The organism is Rhizobium sp. SRDI969 (genome assembly GCF_025152725.1).
Lineage (GTDB): Bacteria > Pseudomonadota > Alphaproteobacteria > Rhizobiales > Rhizobiaceae > Rhizobium > Rhizobium leguminosarum_I.
In genome coordinates this window covers 515,604-534,805 of record NZ_CP104037.1, presented here as the reverse complement: position 1 = coordinate 534,805, position 19,202 = coordinate 515,604, and the positions used below count along the sequence as shown (strand labels likewise).

The 19,202-nt window shown below is 56.9% G+C and carries 16 protein-coding genes; 1 reads left to right on the top strand and 15 read right to left on the bottom strand.

Annotation, left to right across the window (positions count from 1 at the left end; genetic code table 11):
* Window positions 1-282: 282 nt before the first annotated feature.
* From N2A41_RS29635 to N2A41_RS29570, 14 genes are all read right to left on the bottom strand, one after another.
* Window positions 283-939 carry an HNH endonuclease gene (locus N2A41_RS29635; protein ID WP_260111628.1) on the bottom strand — a complete coding sequence of 219 codons (657 nt, stop codon included), beginning with the start codon at window positions 937-939 and terminating at the stop codon, window positions 283-285.
* Between the two features lie 179 nt (window positions 940-1,118).
* On the bottom strand, window positions 1,119-2,495 hold the full coding sequence (locus N2A41_RS29630) for an AAA family ATPase (protein ID WP_260111627.1): 1,377 nt from the start codon (window positions 2,493-2,495) through the stop codon (window positions 1,119-1,121).
* 153 nt (window positions 2,496-2,648) lie between these two features.
* Entirely contained in the window at window positions 2,649-3,395 is a 747-nt protein-coding gene (locus tag N2A41_RS29625; RefSeq protein ID WP_260111626.1) for a hypothetical protein, read from the bottom strand.
* Window positions 3,388-4,284, bottom strand: a complete 897-nt coding sequence (locus tag N2A41_RS29620; protein ID WP_260111625.1) for a hypothetical protein — start codon at window positions 4,282-4,284, stop codon at window positions 3,388-3,390. The genes N2A41_RS29625 and N2A41_RS29620 overlap by 8 nt, the downstream gene beginning before the upstream one ends.
* 3 nt (window positions 4,285-4,287) lie before the next feature.
* Window positions 4,288-6,084 carry a hypothetical protein gene (locus N2A41_RS29615; protein ID WP_260111624.1) on the bottom strand — a complete coding sequence of 599 codons (1,797 nt, stop codon included), beginning with the start codon at window positions 6,082-6,084 and terminating at the stop codon, window positions 4,288-4,290.
* Window positions 6,085-6,134: 50 nt separating this feature from the next.
* Entirely contained in the window at window positions 6,135-8,765 is a 2,631-nt protein-coding gene (locus N2A41_RS29610; RefSeq protein ID WP_260111623.1) for a Z1 domain-containing protein, read from the bottom strand.
* Window positions 8,766-8,901: 136 nt separating this feature from the next.
* Window positions 8,902-9,984 carry a TGBp1 family protein gene (locus N2A41_RS29605; protein WP_260111622.1) on the bottom strand — a complete coding sequence of 361 codons (1,083 nt, stop codon included), beginning with the start codon at window positions 9,982-9,984 and terminating at the stop codon, window positions 8,902-8,904.
* Window positions 9,971-11,563: an ATP-dependent nuclease gene (locus tag N2A41_RS29600; RefSeq protein WP_260111621.1), complete on the bottom strand. Its 1,593-nt coding sequence runs from the start codon at window positions 11,561-11,563 to the stop codon at window positions 9,971-9,973. The genes N2A41_RS29605 and N2A41_RS29600 overlap by 14 nt, the downstream gene beginning before the upstream one ends.
* A 410-nt stretch (window positions 11,564-11,973) precedes the next feature.
* Window positions 11,974-12,693: a hypothetical protein gene (locus N2A41_RS29595; protein WP_260111620.1), complete on the bottom strand. Its 720-nt coding sequence runs from the start codon at window positions 12,691-12,693 to the stop codon at window positions 11,974-11,976.
* Window positions 12,694-12,767: 74 nt separating this feature from the next.
* Complete coding sequence (locus N2A41_RS29590) at window positions 12,768-14,135, bottom strand: hypothetical protein (RefSeq protein WP_260111820.1); 1,368 nt, start codon at window positions 14,133-14,135, stop codon at window positions 12,768-12,770.
* A 102-nt stretch (window positions 14,136-14,237) separates the two neighbouring features.
* Window positions 14,238-15,035: an NYN domain-containing protein gene (locus N2A41_RS29585; protein ID WP_260111619.1), complete on the bottom strand. Its 798-nt coding sequence runs from the start codon at window positions 15,033-15,035 to the stop codon at window positions 14,238-14,240.
* Window positions 15,036-15,107: 72 nt separating this feature from the next.
* Window positions 15,108-15,311 carry a cold-shock protein gene (locus tag N2A41_RS29580; protein ID WP_260111618.1) on the bottom strand — a complete coding sequence of 68 codons (204 nt, stop codon included), beginning with the start codon at window positions 15,309-15,311 and terminating at the stop codon, window positions 15,108-15,110.
* A gap of 284 nt (window positions 15,312-15,595) precedes the next feature.
* A complete protein-coding gene (locus N2A41_RS29575; protein WP_260111617.1) occupies window positions 15,596-16,873 on the bottom strand; it encodes a hypothetical protein in 1,278 nt (425 codons plus the stop codon).
* Window positions 16,874-16,943: 70 nt separating this feature from the next.
* Window positions 16,944-17,444, bottom strand: coding sequence for a hypothetical protein (locus N2A41_RS29570; protein WP_260111616.1), 501 nt, complete (start codon window positions 17,442-17,444; stop codon window positions 16,944-16,946).
* Between the two features lie 363 nt (window positions 17,445-17,807).
* On the opposite strand from N2A41_RS29570, the gene N2A41_RS29565 reads away from it, so the two are divergent.
* Window positions 17,808-18,134 (top strand): hypothetical protein, encoded by a 327-nt coding sequence (locus N2A41_RS29565; protein ID WP_260111615.1) that lies wholly within the window; start codon window positions 17,808-17,810, stop codon window positions 18,132-18,134.
* A 291-nt stretch (window positions 18,135-18,425) separates the two neighbouring features.
* On the opposite strand, the gene N2A41_RS29560 is transcribed toward N2A41_RS29565, so the two are convergent.
* Window positions 18,426-19,199 carry an SOS response-associated peptidase family protein gene (locus tag N2A41_RS29560; protein ID WP_260111614.1) on the bottom strand — a complete coding sequence of 258 codons (774 nt, stop codon included), beginning with the start codon at window positions 19,197-19,199 and terminating at the stop codon, window positions 18,426-18,428.
* Between the last annotated feature and the right edge of the window lie 3 nt (window positions 19,200-19,202).

Here is a 19,202-nt window from a genome sequence, read left to right as displayed (position 1 = left end):
TTCTCCGATATTCTTCATCTTCCTGGATCAGCCTTGCTCGTTGCACTCTGAGACGGCGCGATCATTCTTTCCACCAAAGTGGGCGCTTGCCTTACCGAATCGGCCGCCGATCTATCGGGCTTCTCCAGTCCGGTATTGTTATAGTCCAACGGTTGTTCAACATTGTTCGCAGCCTGATATACGGGCTGCCGCGGCCTTCGACGCCCATGAACCAGAACCCGCGGACCATCTGCCAAGTGTTGATAGTTGCCTTCGTTCAGATCCGCTGGATGTCTCCTGTAATCATGTTCCCAGCCCAAGGTATGTTAGTGGTGACGCACCAAATGAAGGGCAATCGAGGAGGCCTTGCAGGAAGGCGGGCTTCCACATGTTGCGTCCTGTCGCCTTTGCCGCTGAGGAGCATTCCCTTTCAATCTGCCGGGCGAGGGTCACCCAGTCGATTTCAGCCGACTCCCGCCAGTCGTCCTTGCGTTCCCCAAAAAAAAGCATCGCCTCGTCCCGGTACATCTCGTCAAGTTCGAGAGTGCCAAATTGCCAGCGAAGCCGCTCGAGAAGGTCATTGTCCATGCCGGCGCACGGCTCAATGGCGAAGCCGGGGCTCATCACGCCATCCTTGACAGGTGAGCAATGCAGAAAAACCTCGTTCACGGGAATGGCATCGAAATACGGGTGCACAAATTGCTGTCCGGGGGAGGCGTTTGCGAGCGTTCCCTTGTTGCGATTGCAATCGGCACAGGCGGCGACGAGATTGAGCGTCAGTACCGACAGTGAAGGCCATGATTCCTTCGGCAGGAAATGGTCCAGTGTGCGCGGCTGGAAAACACTGCACAGCACACATCTTCCGTTCGCTGCCTTCAGCACCTCTGTGCGGATCTCCTTTAGCCAGCCGCCCTCATAGGTCTCGTCGTACAGGGATCGTTGCCAACCGGCTTCCGCCAAGGGCCAATGTCCAGACTGCGGGACCGAGTGCGCCCGTGCACCCTGGTCCCGGTAGGCGGTGTAATGCGCTATGACATCCGTTCTTCGATTCTGAAGACCGCCCTTTTTGGGATTACGCGACAACCCGACACACTTGTCATAGTCCGCAAGGCTGCTTCGCAGCGGCGCAGCACAGTTTCTCATCTACGTCTGGCCTGCCTTGCCATAATCAGTGAACGGGCCTGGGCACTCAGGCCGTTCGCAAATCGCGCTTCAATCTCGTCGAGGCTGTAGCGATCGGCCAGCAAACGTAGGGTTTCCACAAACTCGCCGGCGCGGGTGTCGAGCCGGAAAACCTCGCGGCTGATCGTGCCGATATCTTCACCAAAGGTTTCGATCGACGGGGTGTTTACTGTTGTAGCGGTCACCTGTCTCGAGATGATCCGGACATATTTTGCGGGTGTTTCCTGCACGACGAAAGGAGAATGGGTCGCGACGATTGCGTGGGCGTTTCGGCCTTCAAGGAACGTGCGGAGTATGGTCAGAAACGTTGCTAGCAACGGTGGGTGGAGATGCGATTCCGGCTCGTCAATCAAGACAAGCGAACCTGGACGCAAGTGTGCAGCGAGCTGAACGGTCATCAGCATGACGAACTTGTGCCCTGTGCTTGATTGACGAAAAATCCGCCTCAGGTCGCCATTCTCGTCATTTTCGGCGGGCGGCAAGCGGTATCCTGCCGCGACGAAGGAGGGATCTTCAAACAGGCGCCTGAGGCAGCTCCCGAGCAATTCGTCATTCATTTCCCGCGCCTCGGTTTCGGCACGCCTGAAATCGTCGGAAATCTGTCGGACTGTCTTGAGTGGAGCAGTGAGCCTCGATCCGGTCGTGGTGGCATTCTGGAGATCCCGGAGCCCGAAATATCTGTAACCGAGGCTGCTTGTCTGACTGGTGAACGTCTGTCGCTGTGCTCGCGTCTGGGCAGGAATATCGAAGTCGTCGAACGCGCTGTAGGAAAACGCCAGAATGCGGCTGAACTCGACGCCACCGCGTAGGCTGCCCCATTTTGCCGGTTCAGCTCCTTCGGACGAATCGAAGGCAGCAAGCGCCAGATTGGAGAGGAGGCGCGTCTTGCCTGATCCGTTTGGACCGATAATGACGCTAATACGAGCCGGAAGGTCTGGCTCTGCCTCAAGGTTGAAGTCGACCGGAAACATGCTTCCGCCGACGCTGGTCTCGAAAATGAGTGTGCTCGATGGCGCGCTTACGACCGCGGATTTTTCTTCATCGAAGAGCCCGGCGGCCTGCTCCAGTGCCACCTTCGCCGGAGAGAAGCGCAGCAATGAAGTGCGATAGCCCGTTTCTGCCTCAAATGAGCTGCGCCGGATAGGATCAATGGCAATGTCGCGCAGTGCTTCCAAAACTGCGCGGGCATCCTTTCCGGCGACCCGCTGAAGTTCGAGATAGTAATCGAGCTCCGCGCCCAGGGACGCATACTCTGGCCCGAGAGCATCAAATGTTGGCTCGAGGACAGTGCGTCCGGCCTGAACGCTACGCCGGATTATCTTCACCACTCCCACCGGAACTTCGTTTCCTGCCTGAGGGACATAGCTCAGTCTGAAGGTCGACCGCAAACCCGCGTCCTCGATTCGGGACGAAGGATCCATGATCCTGGCCCAGGCTGAGGTTGCCTTGGACCTCTCCGCGCCGGGAATACATGAAATAGTGACATTTCAGACTGTCCCTATGGCGCGCATGAAATGTGCCCTGACCTCCGCTTCGAGCGATGCGTCATCCAGCGCATGAAGTGGAATGATCTGGTTTGTTATCCTCAAGGTCCGGCTTATCCGACGGGTTATGTCCTCCATCGGAAGCGGGGGTTTCTGACGCGACAGTTCGAACCACATTTCTCCGATGGCACGCGTTACGACCCTGGAAGCCGACAGTCCGGGACGCTCAAGAATACTGAGGTTCGCGTCCTCGTTAAGGGCGTTCACAAGATCCCATCGGCCCGCCTCCTCGTCCCGCCGGAAAGAGACGCCGCGAAGCCAGAGACGCTGCAGGGCGTTGCGCACCCCGCCTTGATAACGCACTGCCGTCGTCTCCCAGCGCCACTTCACGACGTCAGCAAGCAGCACTGATGCAAGGAACCCCCATACATCATCCCGCAATGCATCCGGGCCAGGTACGAGATCCTCTTCGATCAGCGCGATCGCGACCCGCTTGTCGAAGTTTGTCCGGTCCGTAGTGCTGCCCTTGTCCGGGAAGCCCGATTCGCCCGCCAGCTCGACTATCCTGTCTCGGATCTTCCGTAGCTCCTCGTCCGTTACGCGCCGTCCGCCCGTTGCCGGATAACCAATCAACGACGAGACTTCAAGGCGTCGTTCTTCCCAGCTCATTGTGGCCAGGTTGCCCTGTTGCTGAAGCAGAATACGGACCCCACGAAGCGGCAGGCGAGGGAAATGAAGGGCGTCAGGCATCTGCTACGCGTTCCTCGTGTACTCCAGAAACAGCGGCGTCAAAAAGTGCCGGATTGTGATCGGCAATTTGCCGGATCGTCGCAATGCTTTCTCCCGGGAACGCTGCGGTAAGCCAGCGCTGGACGGCTGATGCTATCGACACCTGACTTTCTTCTTTCAGAGCATCTTCCAGCCCATTGTGCGATAGTGCGCCACGAGTGACCTGAACACGAACCGCCGCTTTAACCAGCCCCACCGTCGTGATCTCACCCGCGCTCATTTTCGAAACAAAGTCCGGAAAATCGTCGTTGATAAACACGCGAAATGACCCGGTAAAATCTTCCGTAAGGTCAGCCGGCGACCACTCGAGACGCCACATCGCGTTCCGAGTGTCCGGAAAATGCTGGCTGAAGCTCACGGCCTCTACCGGGAACCGTGCCTCTTCCGGCTCAACCCGTACAAGCATCTCGTCGTCCCAGAGTGAGAGCCCCGTTCGCTTCGGAGCCAGAATGCTGCCCCCGGCGCCTGGCGCCGAATAAAGCAGATCCGTTCGCAATCTGATGCGCTGGGAGATGTCGAGCCCGTCGAGTGAGAACTCCACCTCGTGATCAGCTTCGTCGCGAGCGATATCATGCGCCCAGTAGACGCGGCGGTGCCGATCTTCACGTGCCCCGCCAGTGCCGACCGTGATGACCAGCCTCAGTCGCAATTCCGCCTCACTCACACCGAAACGCTTTGCTATCCGGGGTACATCAACTGTAATTTTGCGGTGGAGCCGGATCTCGCTGGCATAATCCCAATCCGGGAGATAGTTGCCCAAGGTCCTCCGGTCTTCCTCCTTGTAAGCCCATGGTGAAGTCAGGACTTCTGCGTCCTCAATCCTGAGATAAGGATAAGCAATAGCACTCATGTCTTAATCTGTGACCTCCAGCAAAAGGCCGACTGCGGCAAGCTCCGGAATTCTGACCCGAACCCTCGCAACCAGACTTTTATCCGGATCGAGAACCTGAATGCGCCCGGTTGAAAGGATGACGCCTTCTGCGGTTTCCCAGCATACAACCTCTATCTTTCCGCCGTCGGGCAGCTCGGTTTCGCCTGAAATATCGTCATCGACGACTGCCCCGGGCGCCGCCGAAATAACCAGCGGCTCGCTGGACCGGTTCTGGGCATTAACTTCGAAAAGGGCGTCGACCCCCGTTTCAAGGGCCTCAAGCTTGACAAAAGCCGGTTCGCTCACGCTCCACCGCCGACGCCTTCCCGTTTGAGCGCGCGAAGCACGATTTGAACGTTCGGGGCTTTCCTGCGGGACCAGCGTTCCCAGCATGGTCGCCGCTCGCGCCAGCGGCGGCTGATCCGCCATTCCTGCACCGGTTGCTCCGGACGGATATATAAACCCGGTCATCGCGTCCTTGATCCGCCGGAGCCCGGTGCGTACAAATGTCTGCGCGTGACCTTTTGGCAGATTGTCAGGAGACCAGTCGTCGTGTGCGGGGGGCTCCGACTGAGCGAACGCCCGCTCCACCTCCTTGTCGGTGTCGCAAATAAAAACGCCGGCCCATTCATGTGATCCGTGAGGAAGTGGTGGCCCCTCGAGATAGCGAACGACAAGTTCAACCGGTCTCATCAGGGCAACATGTCTACTGGTTGCTGGAATAACCGGTTCTGCCGAAAGCGGTCTTCGGTCGCCACGGAACCCCCGCGCGATTGACATCTTTCCGAGGAGCTTTTTCGGGCTTCCGCAACGAATTTCCTGAACGCCGTGTCCGCCTGCTTTCAGCTGGCGCCAGGCCTCGACGAAAAGGTCAAGTGGAGGAATTGACTCCGGTCGCGGGACAATTCTGTCCTCGCCATCATATCTGACCGTGAAACTGATTGGCGCCCGCCCGTCGTCGCGCTCGATCATCTTGGGCCAGAAGAACCACAGTAATGCTTCCGTGATCTCGCGAATGCGTTCGGCCTGGCTGCCGAACTCGGGCACCAGAACACTGATGGTCGTTCCGGTGTCTCCGTCATGCGACCGGGTAGGCAGACCAAGTGACGCAGCGGCCTGTTCTGCAGCATTGTCCAACAGCGGCTCGACATATTCCGGGTCGCCTGATGATACGCCCCACCAATGGCGTCCGGTGTAGCGTCTGCCTTTGATGGTAAACTCATCGCCCAGATGGCACGCAATCAGGCGCCGCTCGGTCCCGCTATCGGTAAGGGCGAGTGTGTCTATGATGACTATCGCAGCGGCGTCCAGTTTATAGAACGACGTTTTGCCGTAACCATAGGTCCCGCCCCCCAGGTGGTGGTGATGGCCTGCTCCGATATTCCTCACAAAGTTGGCGAAATTCTGCGGCTTTCCATCCTCGACAATATCCGCGCGTGTCGGACCGCCGAGGCCTTTCGTACCGAAGTCGGCGATTTCGAGGAGCATCGGTGTTTCTGCGTTCAGCGCGTCTGCGGTCCTTCTCCGCGACGGATCTGATTGTGGGAGTTCGGCCAGGATCTCTTCCCGCAGATATCGCCACTGGTCCTCATCGGGGCGTCGAAGATTTACATCGAAACGGATGTTGTCACCGCGCCGTGCGTCCCATGAATTCTGCCCGGCTTCCCGGATTACAGTCTGTAGCGGCGTCAGGGCTGGGACACCAAGCAGGCGGCGTGCGCCTTCACCTGAAAGCCCGCCTGAGCGTGGATAGGGTTCTGTAGACAGACTGAGAGGCATCAATATTCCCGTTGAATAGTTTGGAATAAGGGCAGGGGCTGCGGAGCGGGTTATTCCACGGTGGCAAACTCCGGGATTTCATTATCCGCTGCATCATCATCCTGCAGCCTTACCCTGATATATCGTTTCAGCTCGCCGCGATCGGGAAAGATGATCCCGAGCCCCAGAACATCTGCCGCAGCATCCAGCTTTGTGCGGTACTGGCTGCTCGGGGATGGAGATGAATTCCGGTCGATCGCATAAAGCAGCAACAGCGGGATCTTGTCGCCCATAATGGATTGTCGGTGCCGTTTGATGCTCGCCCAATCCCCGCCATCCGGGCCGCCGTCGACGTCGAGAAGAGCATCTCTCCGTGACATTAGGGCCTTGATATCCGCCATACCGTCTGTCCGGGGAAGATTGAGCCTCGACCGCGTCACCATTTTCACCTTGCCGAACGCGCCAAGACCGACCGTCGAAGGCGACCCGTCCTGTGGCTCGATTACGCCCACATTCCAGAATTTGAAGGGATGATCCGAGGCTTTTGACTCAGCGTCAACATACGACAGGAGCTCCTGAGAAAACTGGTCCTGCCGGGATGCCGAGTACTTTTCTAGGAAAGAGCGAACATGCCCGAGCGGTACCTCACGTACAAGTCGGCCCTGCGTGCGCCTCTCAATGCTGACCTTACCAGCGTCGGCAAGAAGACCGGCTCCGGCGAGCCAGTTTTCCTTCAGCCTTGCGGCGTCGAGATAGGGAAAGCGAATAGTTTGCAGGTGTTCGCCCGAGAAGCTTACGTCGCACGCCTCCGCATTGATCATTTTCTTTGCTGCGGTGATAGTCATTCCCGGAATCTGGCGGATCCTGACCGCGAAATCTGCCGGAGTCAGACCGCGCTCGGCAAATTGTGTGATGTCAGCACGAATTTCGGTTTCGACGATTGAGAGATCTCGGAATGCTTCTGAAAGATCGGCCGTCATCCATATTCGCGGCAGATCCTCGTAACCGCTTCGAAATCCGAACCACCGACCCATCTGCAGCAATGTGTCGTACTGGCTTGTAGTGCGCACGAAATAGCTGACGCAAAGCCCCTCTATTGTAAGTCCTCTGGCAAGAACCGAGCCTCCGATGACGATGTATTTTCTCGCAGAGACCGAGAAATCGAGCCGGACATCGCTGGCGCTGTTTTCGATCACGATCTGCAACTCATCGACAATGCTGCTGATATGCCCGGCAATTTCCTCAAACGGTATGGGCGTGTGTTCGAACGCAGTCGGCGGCACTCGCCTCTGCTCACGCTCCCATTGCTGCCGTAGGCGTTCCCGGTTCGCAGGTGTGATCCAGTCTTTGCCAAACCTGTCCAGCCAAATGCCGATTGCCTCGGCGAGCCGCGTGTGGGCAAGCGTGAAGACCGTGGTGTGTACCAGCATGCAGCTGTGCTTCGCGGTATCCCCGCGGACAGCCCGTGCCGCCGTCGCCATAATGAAATAGCGGAGTGCGTCATCAAGAGAGGGCGGAACGGATGCAATGAACGTCTCGCGATCCTTGGAAGATGAGGGGCGGACTGCATCTCTTTCGGGAAGAGGAATTTCGCGAATCGCGTCAGCGCCCGTTTGGGCGGGTGTCTCGGATTGCGCATCCGCCGGTTCCTCGCCGAACAAGCTGTCGGTTCCGGAGTACCCGTCGGGGCGTGGCAAGGCCAAAATGAAATCTTCAGGGTAGAGATCGTCAGGTAATCCTTCCGGGGTCCGCGGATTGATCAGAACGTTCGCAAACGGCGTGGCTGTGTACCCGACATACTGGACACGCGGCAGAAGCGCCAGGAGGTGACGGATCAGCCCGTTGATAGCAGTCGTGTCGTATTGGCTGCCGCTCGCGTTGACACTCGCCTGATCACACTCGTCATCGATGACAAGTACCGGCATTCGTTCCCGAAGAGCCGGCGGCGTCTTCGATATGGTTTCGACGAGACGCCGCAAAGGGGTGACGTTTTTCTTGACCACCGCCACCTGCGCCGGATCCATGACCGAGAACCACTGGTTGGGAGGTGTACGGAAGTCCCCGTCATCATCCAATGTCGTGTGAAGATGCCAGCCATAACGGTTCTGCGCTCGAAGATCACTTTCGAAACGGCTCTGGGTCTGACGACGAAGCGCGTTGGTCATACCGGCGAGATAGATGACAAAGCGGTATCCCGCGTCGACGGCCTTGGCGGTGACGGCCAGCATGTTCGCAGTCTTCCCGCTCTGGACATAACCGACGACCATGCCTCTTCCGCGAAACTCGAGCAAAGAGGGATCTTCCATCAGCGAGACGACTTCCGTCGAGCTTGCATCAAGCGATGCGGCCGATGCCTCCGACCAGTTCTGCCGCACGAGGAGATGGGCCTTCATGGGAGGCCAGTTTGCATCGTCTGGTGCCGAACCACGATACCAGTCGCCTCGGCGTGGTCGCCGGATCGCAATAGACGAATGTCCGACGCTTTCAGCAGATGCCGCGCGGATGTAGTCGATTGCGGCCTGCCAGGCCGCCTGCTGACCCTCGCTCAGATTGGAGCCGGTCAGGCCCTCAAAAGAAAGTCGTACCTCCTCTGCGGCCGTGGCCAGATCGAGACCCGCGGCCTGCTCCTTGCGGATTTGTCTGATCCATCCCTGAACCTGTGGGCCCGGCCGGCCACCTGCGGTATCATTTCCGAGCATCATAGTGCGCTCCTAACTTATTTGAGGGCGCCATAAACGCCGGAAAATTCAGTCAGCAGCCATTCGAACAAGTCTCGTAGCCGATAAGTACAACTTAAGCTTACGTCATCGATGCAGCAGCCGCCCGATCACGTCAATATCATTCGAAAGTAAAGGGAGCGATTCCTGCGACCTTGACGTCTCCGTCGTAGACGAATGTTACGCTCTGGCGAGCTCGGGTAATGCCCACATACCATTTTTCGCGGGAGTTAATTACATGTTTGATCGCACCTGTCTTTAGCCATTTGACACATCCTGGGCCCGGATGGATGAGCACTCTATCGAATGTGAGGCCTTTCGAGGCGCCAAGATTCATGGCCGGATAACCGCTACACAGTGTGGACTTGTCGTACCGTAGGGATTGCGGCTTAAACGTCTCGACATACTTGGGAAGGTTTGCCGAGGATATGACGAATATCCCGTCATGTTCCGTAACTGTCCCGTTAAGGGATTTCGTCTTTGGCTCATCGGGGAAGAACTGGTCCGAAAACGCGGCAACATCAGGATGGCAGCGGTGCGAATGGGTCTGATATATCAAGCTGCACAGACCCTTTTTCTCCCACTGCTTGAACAGAGCAATGATGCCGTAGCCCGCGAACTGCTTGTATTTCCCGGAGTGGTTCGTCTGGTAGGTGGACTGGCGATGATCGCCGACGAGCACCAGCTGCACGCCGGCTTTCATCATCTCCTCAAGAAGCACGAGATCGTAACCGGCAAGATCTTGCACCTCGTCGATGTAGATGACATCGAAACGCTCTTTGAGTCGTGCGAACACAGCTCCATTGCTGGCCACATTGCAGGCACAGGCAAATTGGGAAACCTTGTCTGAGTAGAGGTATTTGCCTTTGGAAAAGTAGAATGCCCGGGTTTTCGATACAGGAATGCCCTGCGTGGATTTCCCCTTCACCCAGTCGATGCCTACAACGCGACTCTCCTTATAGACGGATTTTTGGTACGGGCGCACCGCTTCCTTCAGGAGAAATGAAAACCAGGTGCTGGTTATGATATGTGGCGCCAATGCCTGCTTCTTGAAGACAAGGGATGAAGCAATGCCGTCATGGTTGTTGTTCGTATAGGTCGTCATACCGATGCGCAGATCAGGACGCGCAAGCGCCTCCTCCACAATGAGCGTCGTCTTACCACCGCCGGCAGCACAGATGATGATGCGGTTATTTAACGGCATTGGCGATGTAGTCCGGAACAACCCAGTCCTCCGCGGTGTCGAATAGCTTCAACGCACTTTGGGTCTTGTTCTTACTCATCCATTTTTCCAGATCTTCGACAGTCGGGAATACACGGCCCAAGATCTTCTCGATCTTGTCTTTCCCGTTGTCCCTCACCAGCTGGGGTTCCATCGTCTGTGCGGCCTCATCTGCGTCGAAGGATATGAGCATCTTGTCCTTGCCGAAATAGTCTTTGTATTTTTCCTTCAGCCCGGCGACATCTCCGTCATTGTCCGTAACAACGGCAACCCGGATACCCAAAAGAACCGCGATTTCCAAAAAACGCTTGAACGCAAGGGAGTTGACCGAAATGACATCGACCCCAGCTTCAAGAGGCATTGTGCCGTGGGCCTTGTGAAAGGCCCGCTGCACGACAAGCTCGTCCGACGGGCCCTCCACAAGGATAGCCCGATTGGCGAGGATCATGCGCAACGTGTCGTGCCCAGGCAGCTTCATGAAATAATCATACGTTTTCGGCTTCAGGGTGTTCATTCGGGTATTGGCAGTCCGTGTGAATAGGATGACGTTCTCGATACCCAGCTTGTTCAGGACGAAGCTGCTGTGCGTCGTGATGATCGTCTGTCGTTCTGACGCATTAGCCGCGATGCTGGCGATCAGCGTATTGAGGTTGGTGAAAGACAGATGATTTTCAGGTTCTTCGATGAGGAACAGATGAGTTTTGGCCGCGGCTGCCATTGCCAACTTGATCTTGACGCTGTTCTGCTCGCCTTTACCCACCAAAGAGATTGGCACCTCATTGAGATGGGGCATAATCCCCATTTCCCAGTTTCCGCGTGAAGAGTTGTCGAGCGATACAGAGATCGTTTTGTCAGAAATCTCACCCTTCTTCCCAGCAAGATGAGTATTTACTTGGCCAACCGTAGAATCTGACAGAAACGTCTCCTTCATTTTGCGGTAGGAGAGCGCAAGCTGTGCCATCTGCTTTGGCGACAGCACGTCTTTGATCATGTCGATGATATACTTATTGCCCGAGGCAAGGTTACGGATCGCGCTTGCATCGATGAGAGTGGTTTTTGTCGGGATCGATCGCGAGGTGATTTCGTGATCCTTGAAGTCCGCCATACGTGACCGGTAATATTCGACCGGGAGTGAGCGCACCTCGTCGATCTTTTCCATGTACGCATTGAACTCTTCGCTATAGGCGTCGTTGAAAGCGATCGTCATCGATACGCCCGGGACATCCTCTTCGAGGCTGTTGTTGGTACCCTTCAAGTCGGCAAGCTCCGGCTCATTAGCGAAATACACCTCGATCAAGATTTCCGGAGGCGGCGAGGGTTTGCTCGCCTTGTAGTCAGCGAGGAATGCCTGCACCGCCTCCATGTTGAACAGAAAGGGATGTAACTCTCCGTAGATCGGCCTTCCATTGAGAAGCCCGGTCAGTGCGAGATTAACGGCCTCAAGAAGGGTGGATTTTCCGCTTTCGTTATCACCAACGATTATATTCAAATTCTTATTGAAGACCACTGTTCGATAGCGTAGCGAGCGGTAATTCTTCACAATAACCTTAGTAATCTGCAATACGCTCTCCTATCGCAAGTCTCAACGAATATGAGCTTATTCGCGCATATGTTGCAAGCGTGCGAGGTTGCAGGAGGTAAGTAACGAACTCTTTAGGGGCGGTCGAAGTGAACCTATGCGGCCGCTTCTAGAACTGCACGAGATCCTGGCGGGCGCCTAGGCCGTTTACCGCTTTCTTGTTTCGTCCCATGGTGGGTTTGACGGTCGCACCGGGCTCGACGCCCTGAAGTGGGCCAGGATAGCGACGTGAACGCCGCAGCCGAGGGCATTGCCCGCGGTACTTTCGCTAAATGGCCGGTATCAAACCGCCCTCCGGCTTCGAGCGTCAGCCGTTTGCACCAGGGCTCCGCGCGGCCATCAATGACTTAAGGGTAAGTCTAGTCGATGGGCCCTAAAACATGAACGCGGTGTCAGCCGCGTTTATAAACCTGCCTCCGTTTCATCCGTTGTGTCAAAGCGCTGTGAGTGCGTCTGACATCCTCAAGCGGGAGTTCCAGTACGGGAAGTGCTTCTTTCTGCGTTGCGTCGAGCAAGTTGAAGTTTTGTTCAAGGCGCTCATTCGAGATAAAGACGTTGAACATTAGGCCCAAGACTTGGAATTGCCAGCCGTTCAAGCCAGACATTTTTCCGTAAGAGGGATATGTTGCAAGATCTACACGTCTGTCTTTGATGGAGGCCCGAGATCTTGTAACGATCAGCTGATATAAGGCGACTTGGTGTTCAAAGATGACTTTCCGCACCTTGGGTTCATGAGAGCCAAGCTTCAAACCAAGACGCCGCCCGTAACTCGACCAGACCCAACGCCAGACGACTCCGATTGCGAAGCGTGTCAGCAGTTGAGGAACTGGATTTGCAATCAGTAGATATTCCGACTGGACGTCATACTTGCCGGCTGCAAAAGCACGACAAAGGTCAATCGCGTAATCGTCAGCCTGATGAAACAGATCTTCGTGTGTTCGGCATAGAAATCTATCGGCGAAACCGCTCTGATGAAAGCCTACGCCGTCCTTATCTATTGATCCCGACACAAGATGCTTTGCCTCTTTTCGAATATCATGAAGCAGGGCACGAGGCAGAATATGTGAATTTACCGTCGGTCCGCATCCGCAAACGATACACTCATCGTCCAAAATTTGTCCCTCCCAAGCAATCCATCACTACGCCGGCCAAGCTTTCTCGAAAAGTCCTATGCCAACTTCCCAACCTAACTCCTGCGCTTCTCGTCTGTGAAAGACAAGTTCAGCGTTTCCTGCAGCTTGCCCAACGTTCCATCTTTTCGAAACCGAATTCCTGACACCATGAAGCTGACGCTGCTGCCGCCCGAATATAGCGTTACGCCCGTAACCGACAGCCGCAACAGTTTCCCGCGGCTTTCGGACGTGACGATGTCTCCGGGCACGATTCCAAGGATGGACCGGGCAAGCGCTGATCGTTCCGCTTCGAGTTCGGTGTCCCATCGCTCAAGCTCTGTTTCAACATGGCGGAACGCGTCTCGTGCGGCCTGGAAGGGACGCGCCTCCCCAAACCACAGGCGATCCACGACCGAAAGGATTTCCCCTGGGACCTCCTTCTGCATTGCGTAAGCGGCGTTGCTCATCATCTCGTGGATCCGTTCCGCCTCTTGCAGGGCGCGAAGCCGATCCGCATACGGCGTAATTGCCACCCCCGAAACCACCGGGGAGAGCACCTTGTTGGAAGCGGACAAGAAGTCGAGAGGCATCACCTCCCGCAGGCTGATCCTGTTGGTCGCATGCCGCTCGGGCGGCTCTTCCTCGCGCCACGACTTGCGGTTCCATTCCACCCAGATCTCGCGCGCCGAAACACAGAGCCAACTGTCCAGGAACAAGTGCGATTCTGGGGAATAGAGATGGTGCGCCGACCAGGCGTGATCTGCCGCCGTCAACGGCATCACCACATGCTGGAGTTCTTGATCCCTGACCATCGCCGATAGGGCGGCAATCCGTTCCTGGAGGGGCGCTGTCAGCCGGACAAAGATCACCGGCCCGTCCGCCATGAAGGACGTTCGTTTGCTCTCGGTCTCGAATACCACGAGTTGCTGCCGCGCCATCGGCAGCAGGCGTTCAACGAGTTTGGCAACGCTGTTGCGAACAGACGGTCCCCAGCGCGTGGCAATGCGACCTTCTTCCACCCAGGCCTGTGCCCGGCCTTGAACGAGCAGCAGGACCTGCGCTGCCACATCGCGATCGAGATTGGCAAGCGGCCTGGCCCCTGGCGGTGGAGCAATACCGGCGTCCTGGTTGTTCATTTCCGACAACGCCATTTCGAGGAACTGACGCTGCAGTTTCGAAAGCGATTCTGCTGTTTTTGCACGCAACTCGTCGCGTCGCTTGGTGTCGAGTTCCTCGCGGAAAGCAACCAGGGCTGGTCGACGTGGTCGCTGACCGGCCTGCATGCGAGCCCAATAGCCCCGAGGTGGCTTTGGGACCTGCAGCTTGGTGCAGAGTTTGCCGATCGCCACGTCCGAAAGGCCAAGTTCCTTGGCGATCTCGCTGGTCGGTTTTTCCCATACGAGAGCGAAGAGTTCTTCTCTGGATAGTTTCCGTCGTGGCATCTTCAAGCATCTTTTTCATGCGAGCGCCTTCGCCGAGGCGACACCTGTGGTTTGGAGCGGAACACTTTGGAGTGGCCGCCGCGGTCCCATTGGCGGCTGAGCCTAGCCGTTTGGCTTCGGTCTCGCCTTCCCCTTCATGCGGACCGTGACGATCTTCGGGCTGTCGCCGCTTCGTTCCACGTCCACGATGCCGGAAGCCTCGACGAGGTCGGTGAGGCGGGCAAAACCGTAGTTGCGCGCATCAAAGTCCGGCGATTGTTTCGCCAAATGGGCGCCGACGCGCGCCAGGTTGGCACGGCCGTCTTCATCGGCCGACGCCGTCACAGCATTCTCGAGCATCTTCAACGCGGCAGCATCTAGCTTCGGCTTTGCCAGCGTCTTGGCTGGCGATGCCTTGGTCTCCTTGGTCTTCACGACGGCAGCCGGTTGCGGATTTTGGCGCGCCTCGGGTTCGACGGAGTTGCCATTGAGGACGTCGAAATAGACGAACTTGTCGCAAGCGGTAATGAAGGGGCGAGGGGTTTTGCGTTCGCCGAAGCCGTAGACGGTGACGCCCTGTTCGCGAATGCGCGACGCAAGCCTGGCGAAATCGCTATCGCTGGAAACGATGCAAAATGCGGAAAAACGGCCGGTATAGAGCAGGTCCATCGCGTCGATGATCATTGCGCCGTCCGTGGCATTCTTTCCCGTCGTGTAGGCAAATTGCTGAACGGGTTGGATGGAATGCTCCAGCAGGCACTCTTTCCAGCCGTTGAGATTTGGCTTGGTCCAATCGCCATAGATGCGCCTAACACTGGCGGTGCCATAGGTGGCGATCTCCGCAAGGAGCCCGCTGACGATCTTCGGCGAGGCGTTATCGCCGTCGATGAGAAGAGCCAACGTGTCGGATGTGCCGGTCATCTGTCAGGCTCTTCCTGTGGCCATGCTCACACACGACGGGTTAGCAGGCTGAATAGTCACAACGTCCTGGAACTACAGGACCGATACATTCTCTGCTTTGGACTTTCCGGTTTTGCGATCCTGTCCAACTTCAAAGCTCACCTTATCGCCCTCACGCAGTGAACCGCCACGTTGCAGCGCAGACACATGGACGAAGACGTCCGGTCCGCCATTCTCGGGTGTAATGAAGCCGAAGCCCTTGTCGTCACTAAAAAATTTGACAGTACCGGTTGCCATGGAATTCCAATCCTATCTTAGCGTGCCAGAATTTCGCAGCGAAACTATAACGGGGATTAGACCGCATCAACCAAGAAAAGCTAGTCCGTCGTCGGCGCTGTATGGCCAAGCTTCTACTATCCGCGGAGCGGTCCGGCCGGGGGCAATCTATCCTGCCTTCCGCTTTTGCGCGTTGCTGAAAGCTCCGATGCCTTCCGTCGTTTGTTCGAGACTGGGCTTGGCCCGGGCGAAAGAGTGGTCAACCCTGTAGCTAGCAGTGGGCGCGCGTCTCTTTGCCTGCGCATCTAATCTTCCCGATACTTCGATCGGTATCTCTCATCAGGTGCCTGCCAATTTTCAATAAAGTCCAGGGGATCGATGCTACCCATCATGGCCCTCGCAAGCTCCAGCCGCTCTTCGAGGCGTTGGCGACGCTGGTTGTCGAGATTATTCAAACGTTCCTCGGCGTCAGCGAAGAAGCGTTCTACTGCCATCGCCTTTGCCCATTTCTCGATGGTATCGGCAAGCTGCTGCCGGCTGTCTGAGAGAGCCTGCGCGACCTTTCGAGCGTCCTCTCGTCGCTCGTAGCGCTCCCATTCCTCCGCCCGCTCTTTCTTTCTCCTGGCTTCGGCTGCATCTTCGGCGATCATCAGCTGCAAAATGCCATCGTGCGAAGCCAGCAATGTCTCGACGATCGTTGACATGGCCTTTTCAAGGGGCTGCTCCTGCGCATCCTGCCATCTGGCCGACCAGTCGACACCCTTCTTTGGAGAGTAGGCGATTATCCTCAGGCGGCCGGAGGGCATGTCCTGCTCCGTCGTCCAGGAATGCGTCATCTGCCACGGTTTCATTGACCGGACGAGCTTGCTGTCCTCGCGATAATAATCGCCGTTGATGTATCGCATCGTCACCCTTTCAGTCATTTCCGTGATGGCCAGGCCGATAGGCACGCTGTCGATGTAAAAGATGGTCGGCCGGTCAGGCCCCCAGATCCCGCTTGAGTAATAGCGTCCATACTTCCGGTCCTTAAGCTCAACTTCCTGCTCGGACACGGGAATCCGACCAATGTCATCGCTTTGCGGGGCGATGTGAACGCGATAACCCCGCTCATCCAGCGCGAGGTAAAGGGCGTTCGCGATACGCAGTGTCCTTGGCAGTGCGCCTTCCGACGAAATCAAGTCGGGGAGGAGCCGCTTGTAAGGACGCAGGAACTCACCGTCCTTTACCGCCCTCGACTTACGCAAATGCCCCTCGACGCCAAAAAGAAGTGGATGATGTTCCATCCGGCGGGCCTTTTTTGGGGCCTTGTCCTTCGACGGTTGATCCTTGGGTGTTTTCGGTCGCGGGGGCTTCGAGATCGCCCGCGTGATCTCGATCACTTCATCAGGCGCTTCCGGCAATGCGGGTAGCTCAACTGGGAGACCTAAGGATTTTCGCGTCCAGTACCCGGAACCAGGATAGGGGACCTGATGCTTCTTGCACACCGCAGCTAGGGCGGTCCCAGTAGTGCCCAATTCCGCGGCAAGCTTGCTTAAAGGCTGGCCACTTACGCGCTTGTAAAGCTCGAGCCGAGACAATTGCATGCGTCAGCGTTTCCTGTTTTGAAGATTCTTTGATCGGTCCCTTGCCCCTGACGAAGAGATGGAACCTCCGCTATCCCGCCAGCTGCATTCGGCCCCAGTTCCAGCACTCCTCTCTGCAGGCATGATGGAAATCTAGATCCTCGCTGAAGGACCTACCAATACGCCGCGCACCTTCGGAAAAGCCTCTCAACGCATTCTCCTCCAGCTCGCCCTCTTGCAAGCTGCCTTGATTCACGCAGATGGCCGTCAGCAATGGAAGTTTGCGCGCGTGGCAGATTTCCAGAAGCCGATCGAGGTGTCCATTCTTTCCGTTCAGCTGATGTCGCGCCTTGCTCCACTCGACACCACTCGCTTTGGCCAGATCTCCATAGGTTATGCAGGCCCCGGAGATGGCCGCCCGCTTCAGGGCTGCAAGTGACTTCTCAAGATCAAGGCCTGCCCGCCTTCCAGCGCGATGGCCCCGTTCTTCGAGCAATTCGAGATACAATGGGGCTTCGGTCTGGCAGCGTTTCTCAAAGTTCCTGATCCACTGATCGATCTCGATATCCGTCTTGTGGGAAAAATCAGCCATCGTCGTCTCGCTTATCGATGGCGGCTTCGCGTGACGTGTTCCGTCGCTGCCACCCGGTCTCGCCGTGATTCCTGCCATTCTCTCTCAACATAGCAGCGCGCAACGTGGACGCAATTGGATCGTCTGCGACTGCGATCTCTTGCCGGCTTGTGCAACCATCGAGGCTCACTATCTCTAGTTTATCCCGAACTGGAGCATCGCCATGGATCGAAGCGCGGCCGATATGCTGTCGGAATTCTATATTGAAATTCTTCCGCCGGACCGCGATGAAACGTGTGCGTCGGATGCAACGACATGTCCGTGCTGTCGAAGGTTACGTCCGGCCTCGAGCATGGATGATGATGGCTGCGGGATCTGCGACGAATGCCTGGCACCATGACCGCCGGCGGCAAAACACTTCCATCAATCCAGGCGACGTTCGAAGACGCGTTCGCGAAATTGCCGGACGGCCATGTCGACGGACATTTTGGTAATCGACCATGGGGCGTGACCGTCAAGCGGTCGGAGGATGGCAAACGAACATGGCTTTATGGCGAGGAGCTTGGCGGAAGCGGTATCGTCAGCTTCAACCTCTATCATTTGGCTGGTTCTGGGCCGACACTGAAGCCGTGCGAAATGTCCTCCGCGAAGGTGGTCGAATTCGTTCTCGGTTTCGTGCCCAGTACAGCGAAAGCCGCGTCTCGACCATAATGGCGGAAAAATGAGCACGGGATCTATATTGCATTGCAGCAAGTGCATGGCTGCACTGCGATCTGAGCGCTGGCCGTCGAGGCAGTCTCTGATATCTTCAGGTTAACGAAGCAATGCACCTCCTCCCGCAGAGCTTCGTGTTTCAGGCGACCCGATCCTCCTCCCAAAGGGAACCTGACGGAACAACGGCACTCCTCCTCCCAGCCGTTGTTCAATATTTAGGGAAAGCCTGCCGCACCTCCTCCCGCGGCGGGCTTTTTCGTTTTCCGAAACAAGTCCGGAATTCAGGCGTCAAACCAGACTGCCCTGTTCCACCGGTTCGCCGGATTTCGAGACAATCGTGGATCCGTACGGTTCGCGCGACGAAATGATCAGCGCGTCATTGGGTAATGGACGGGCCAGCTCCTTGGCCTCGTCCCACGGCGCCCGCATCCAGGTGTCGGTCTCTTCCTTCGTCAGCAAAAGCCCAGGCATGGCCTTGTCGTGAATAGGCTTCACCATATCGTTCGGATCCGTGGTCAGGAAGCCATAGAGATCGTCAGTCGTCAGCCCGTCCCTGACTTTTCGGACGCTCTGCCACTGCGGCACATGGAGACCGGCAAAGAACATCAGCGGTTTGGTTGCGTCGCGGGCGAACCAGGCATTGGGGACGTTTCCGCCATCCTCCTGGCTGGCCGGATCCGGTTCCGCGAAACTGGTGACCGGGACGAGACATCGGTTTTCGACGCCGAACCATCGCTTCCAGTGCGGAAAACTGAGCTTGCGCACGTTGGTCGTACCGCGGTCGGCCTCCATGCGGATCAGTTCTTCGAGATTGAAAGCCTTGCCCTTGGCCGCAAGTTTCTCGGCCTTGGCTTTGGCCGCCTTCTCGAGGGCGAAGCGCGGCGAGGGCAGTCCCCAGCGCGCATGGACCAGTTGCTTCTTGCCATTGGCGGTGTTGCGGACGATCGGCCCCATCTGATCGGGGTTCATCTGGTAGGCCGGCATCAGGTTGATCAGGCTTTCGGCGTCCTGGGCCCACTTGGCGACCCAGTCCCTGTCTTCCATGCGATAAAGATTGCACATTGC

What these genes read in the sequence shown, in the direction of transcription:
- N2A41_RS29580 (WP_260111618.1), bottom strand. Translation starts at nt 15,311, where the DNA reads ATGGCAACCGGTACTGTCAAATTTTTTAGTGACGACAAGGGCTTCGGC.
- N2A41_RS29575 (WP_260111617.1), bottom strand. Translation starts at nt 16,873, where the DNA reads ATGCAATTGTCTCGGCTCGAGCTTTACAAGCGCGTAAGTGGCCAGCCT.
- N2A41_RS29615 (WP_260111624.1), bottom strand. Translation starts at nt 6,084, where the DNA reads ATGCCTCTCAGTCTGTCTACAGAACCCTATCCACGCTCAGGCGGGCTT.
- N2A41_RS29570 (WP_260111616.1), bottom strand. Translation starts at nt 17,444, where the DNA reads ATGGCTGATTTTTCCCACAAGACGGATATCGAGATCGATCAGTGGATC.
- N2A41_RS29620 (WP_260111625.1), bottom strand. Translation starts at nt 4,284, where the DNA reads ATGAGTGCTATTGCTTATCCTTATCTCAGGATTGAGGACGCAGAAGTC.
- N2A41_RS29560 (WP_260111614.1), bottom strand. Translation starts at nt 19,199, where the DNA reads ATGTGCAATCTTTATCGCATGGAAGACAGGGACTGGGTCGCCAAGTGG.
- N2A41_RS29585 (WP_260111619.1), bottom strand. Translation starts at nt 15,035, where the DNA reads ATGACCGGCACATCCGACACGTTGGCTCTTCTCATCGACGGCGATAAC.
- N2A41_RS29565 (WP_260111615.1), top strand. Translation starts at nt 17,808, where the DNA reads ATGCCTGGCACCATGACCGCCGGCGGCAAAACACTTCCATCAATCCAG.
- N2A41_RS29610 (WP_260111623.1), bottom strand. Translation starts at nt 8,765, where the DNA reads ATGATGCTCGGAAATGATACCGCAGGTGGCCGGCCGGGCCCACAGGTT.
- N2A41_RS29590 (WP_260111820.1), bottom strand. Translation starts at nt 14,135, where the DNA reads ATGCCACGACGGAAACTATCCAGAGAAGAACTCTTCGCTCTCGTATGG.
- N2A41_RS29605 (WP_260111622.1), bottom strand. Translation starts at nt 9,984, where the DNA reads ATGCCGTTAAATAACCGCATCATCATCTGTGCTGCCGGCGGTGGTAAG.
- N2A41_RS29625 (WP_260111626.1), bottom strand. Translation starts at nt 3,395, where the DNA reads ATGCCTGACGCCCTTCATTTCCCTCGCCTGCCGCTTCGTGGGGTCCGT.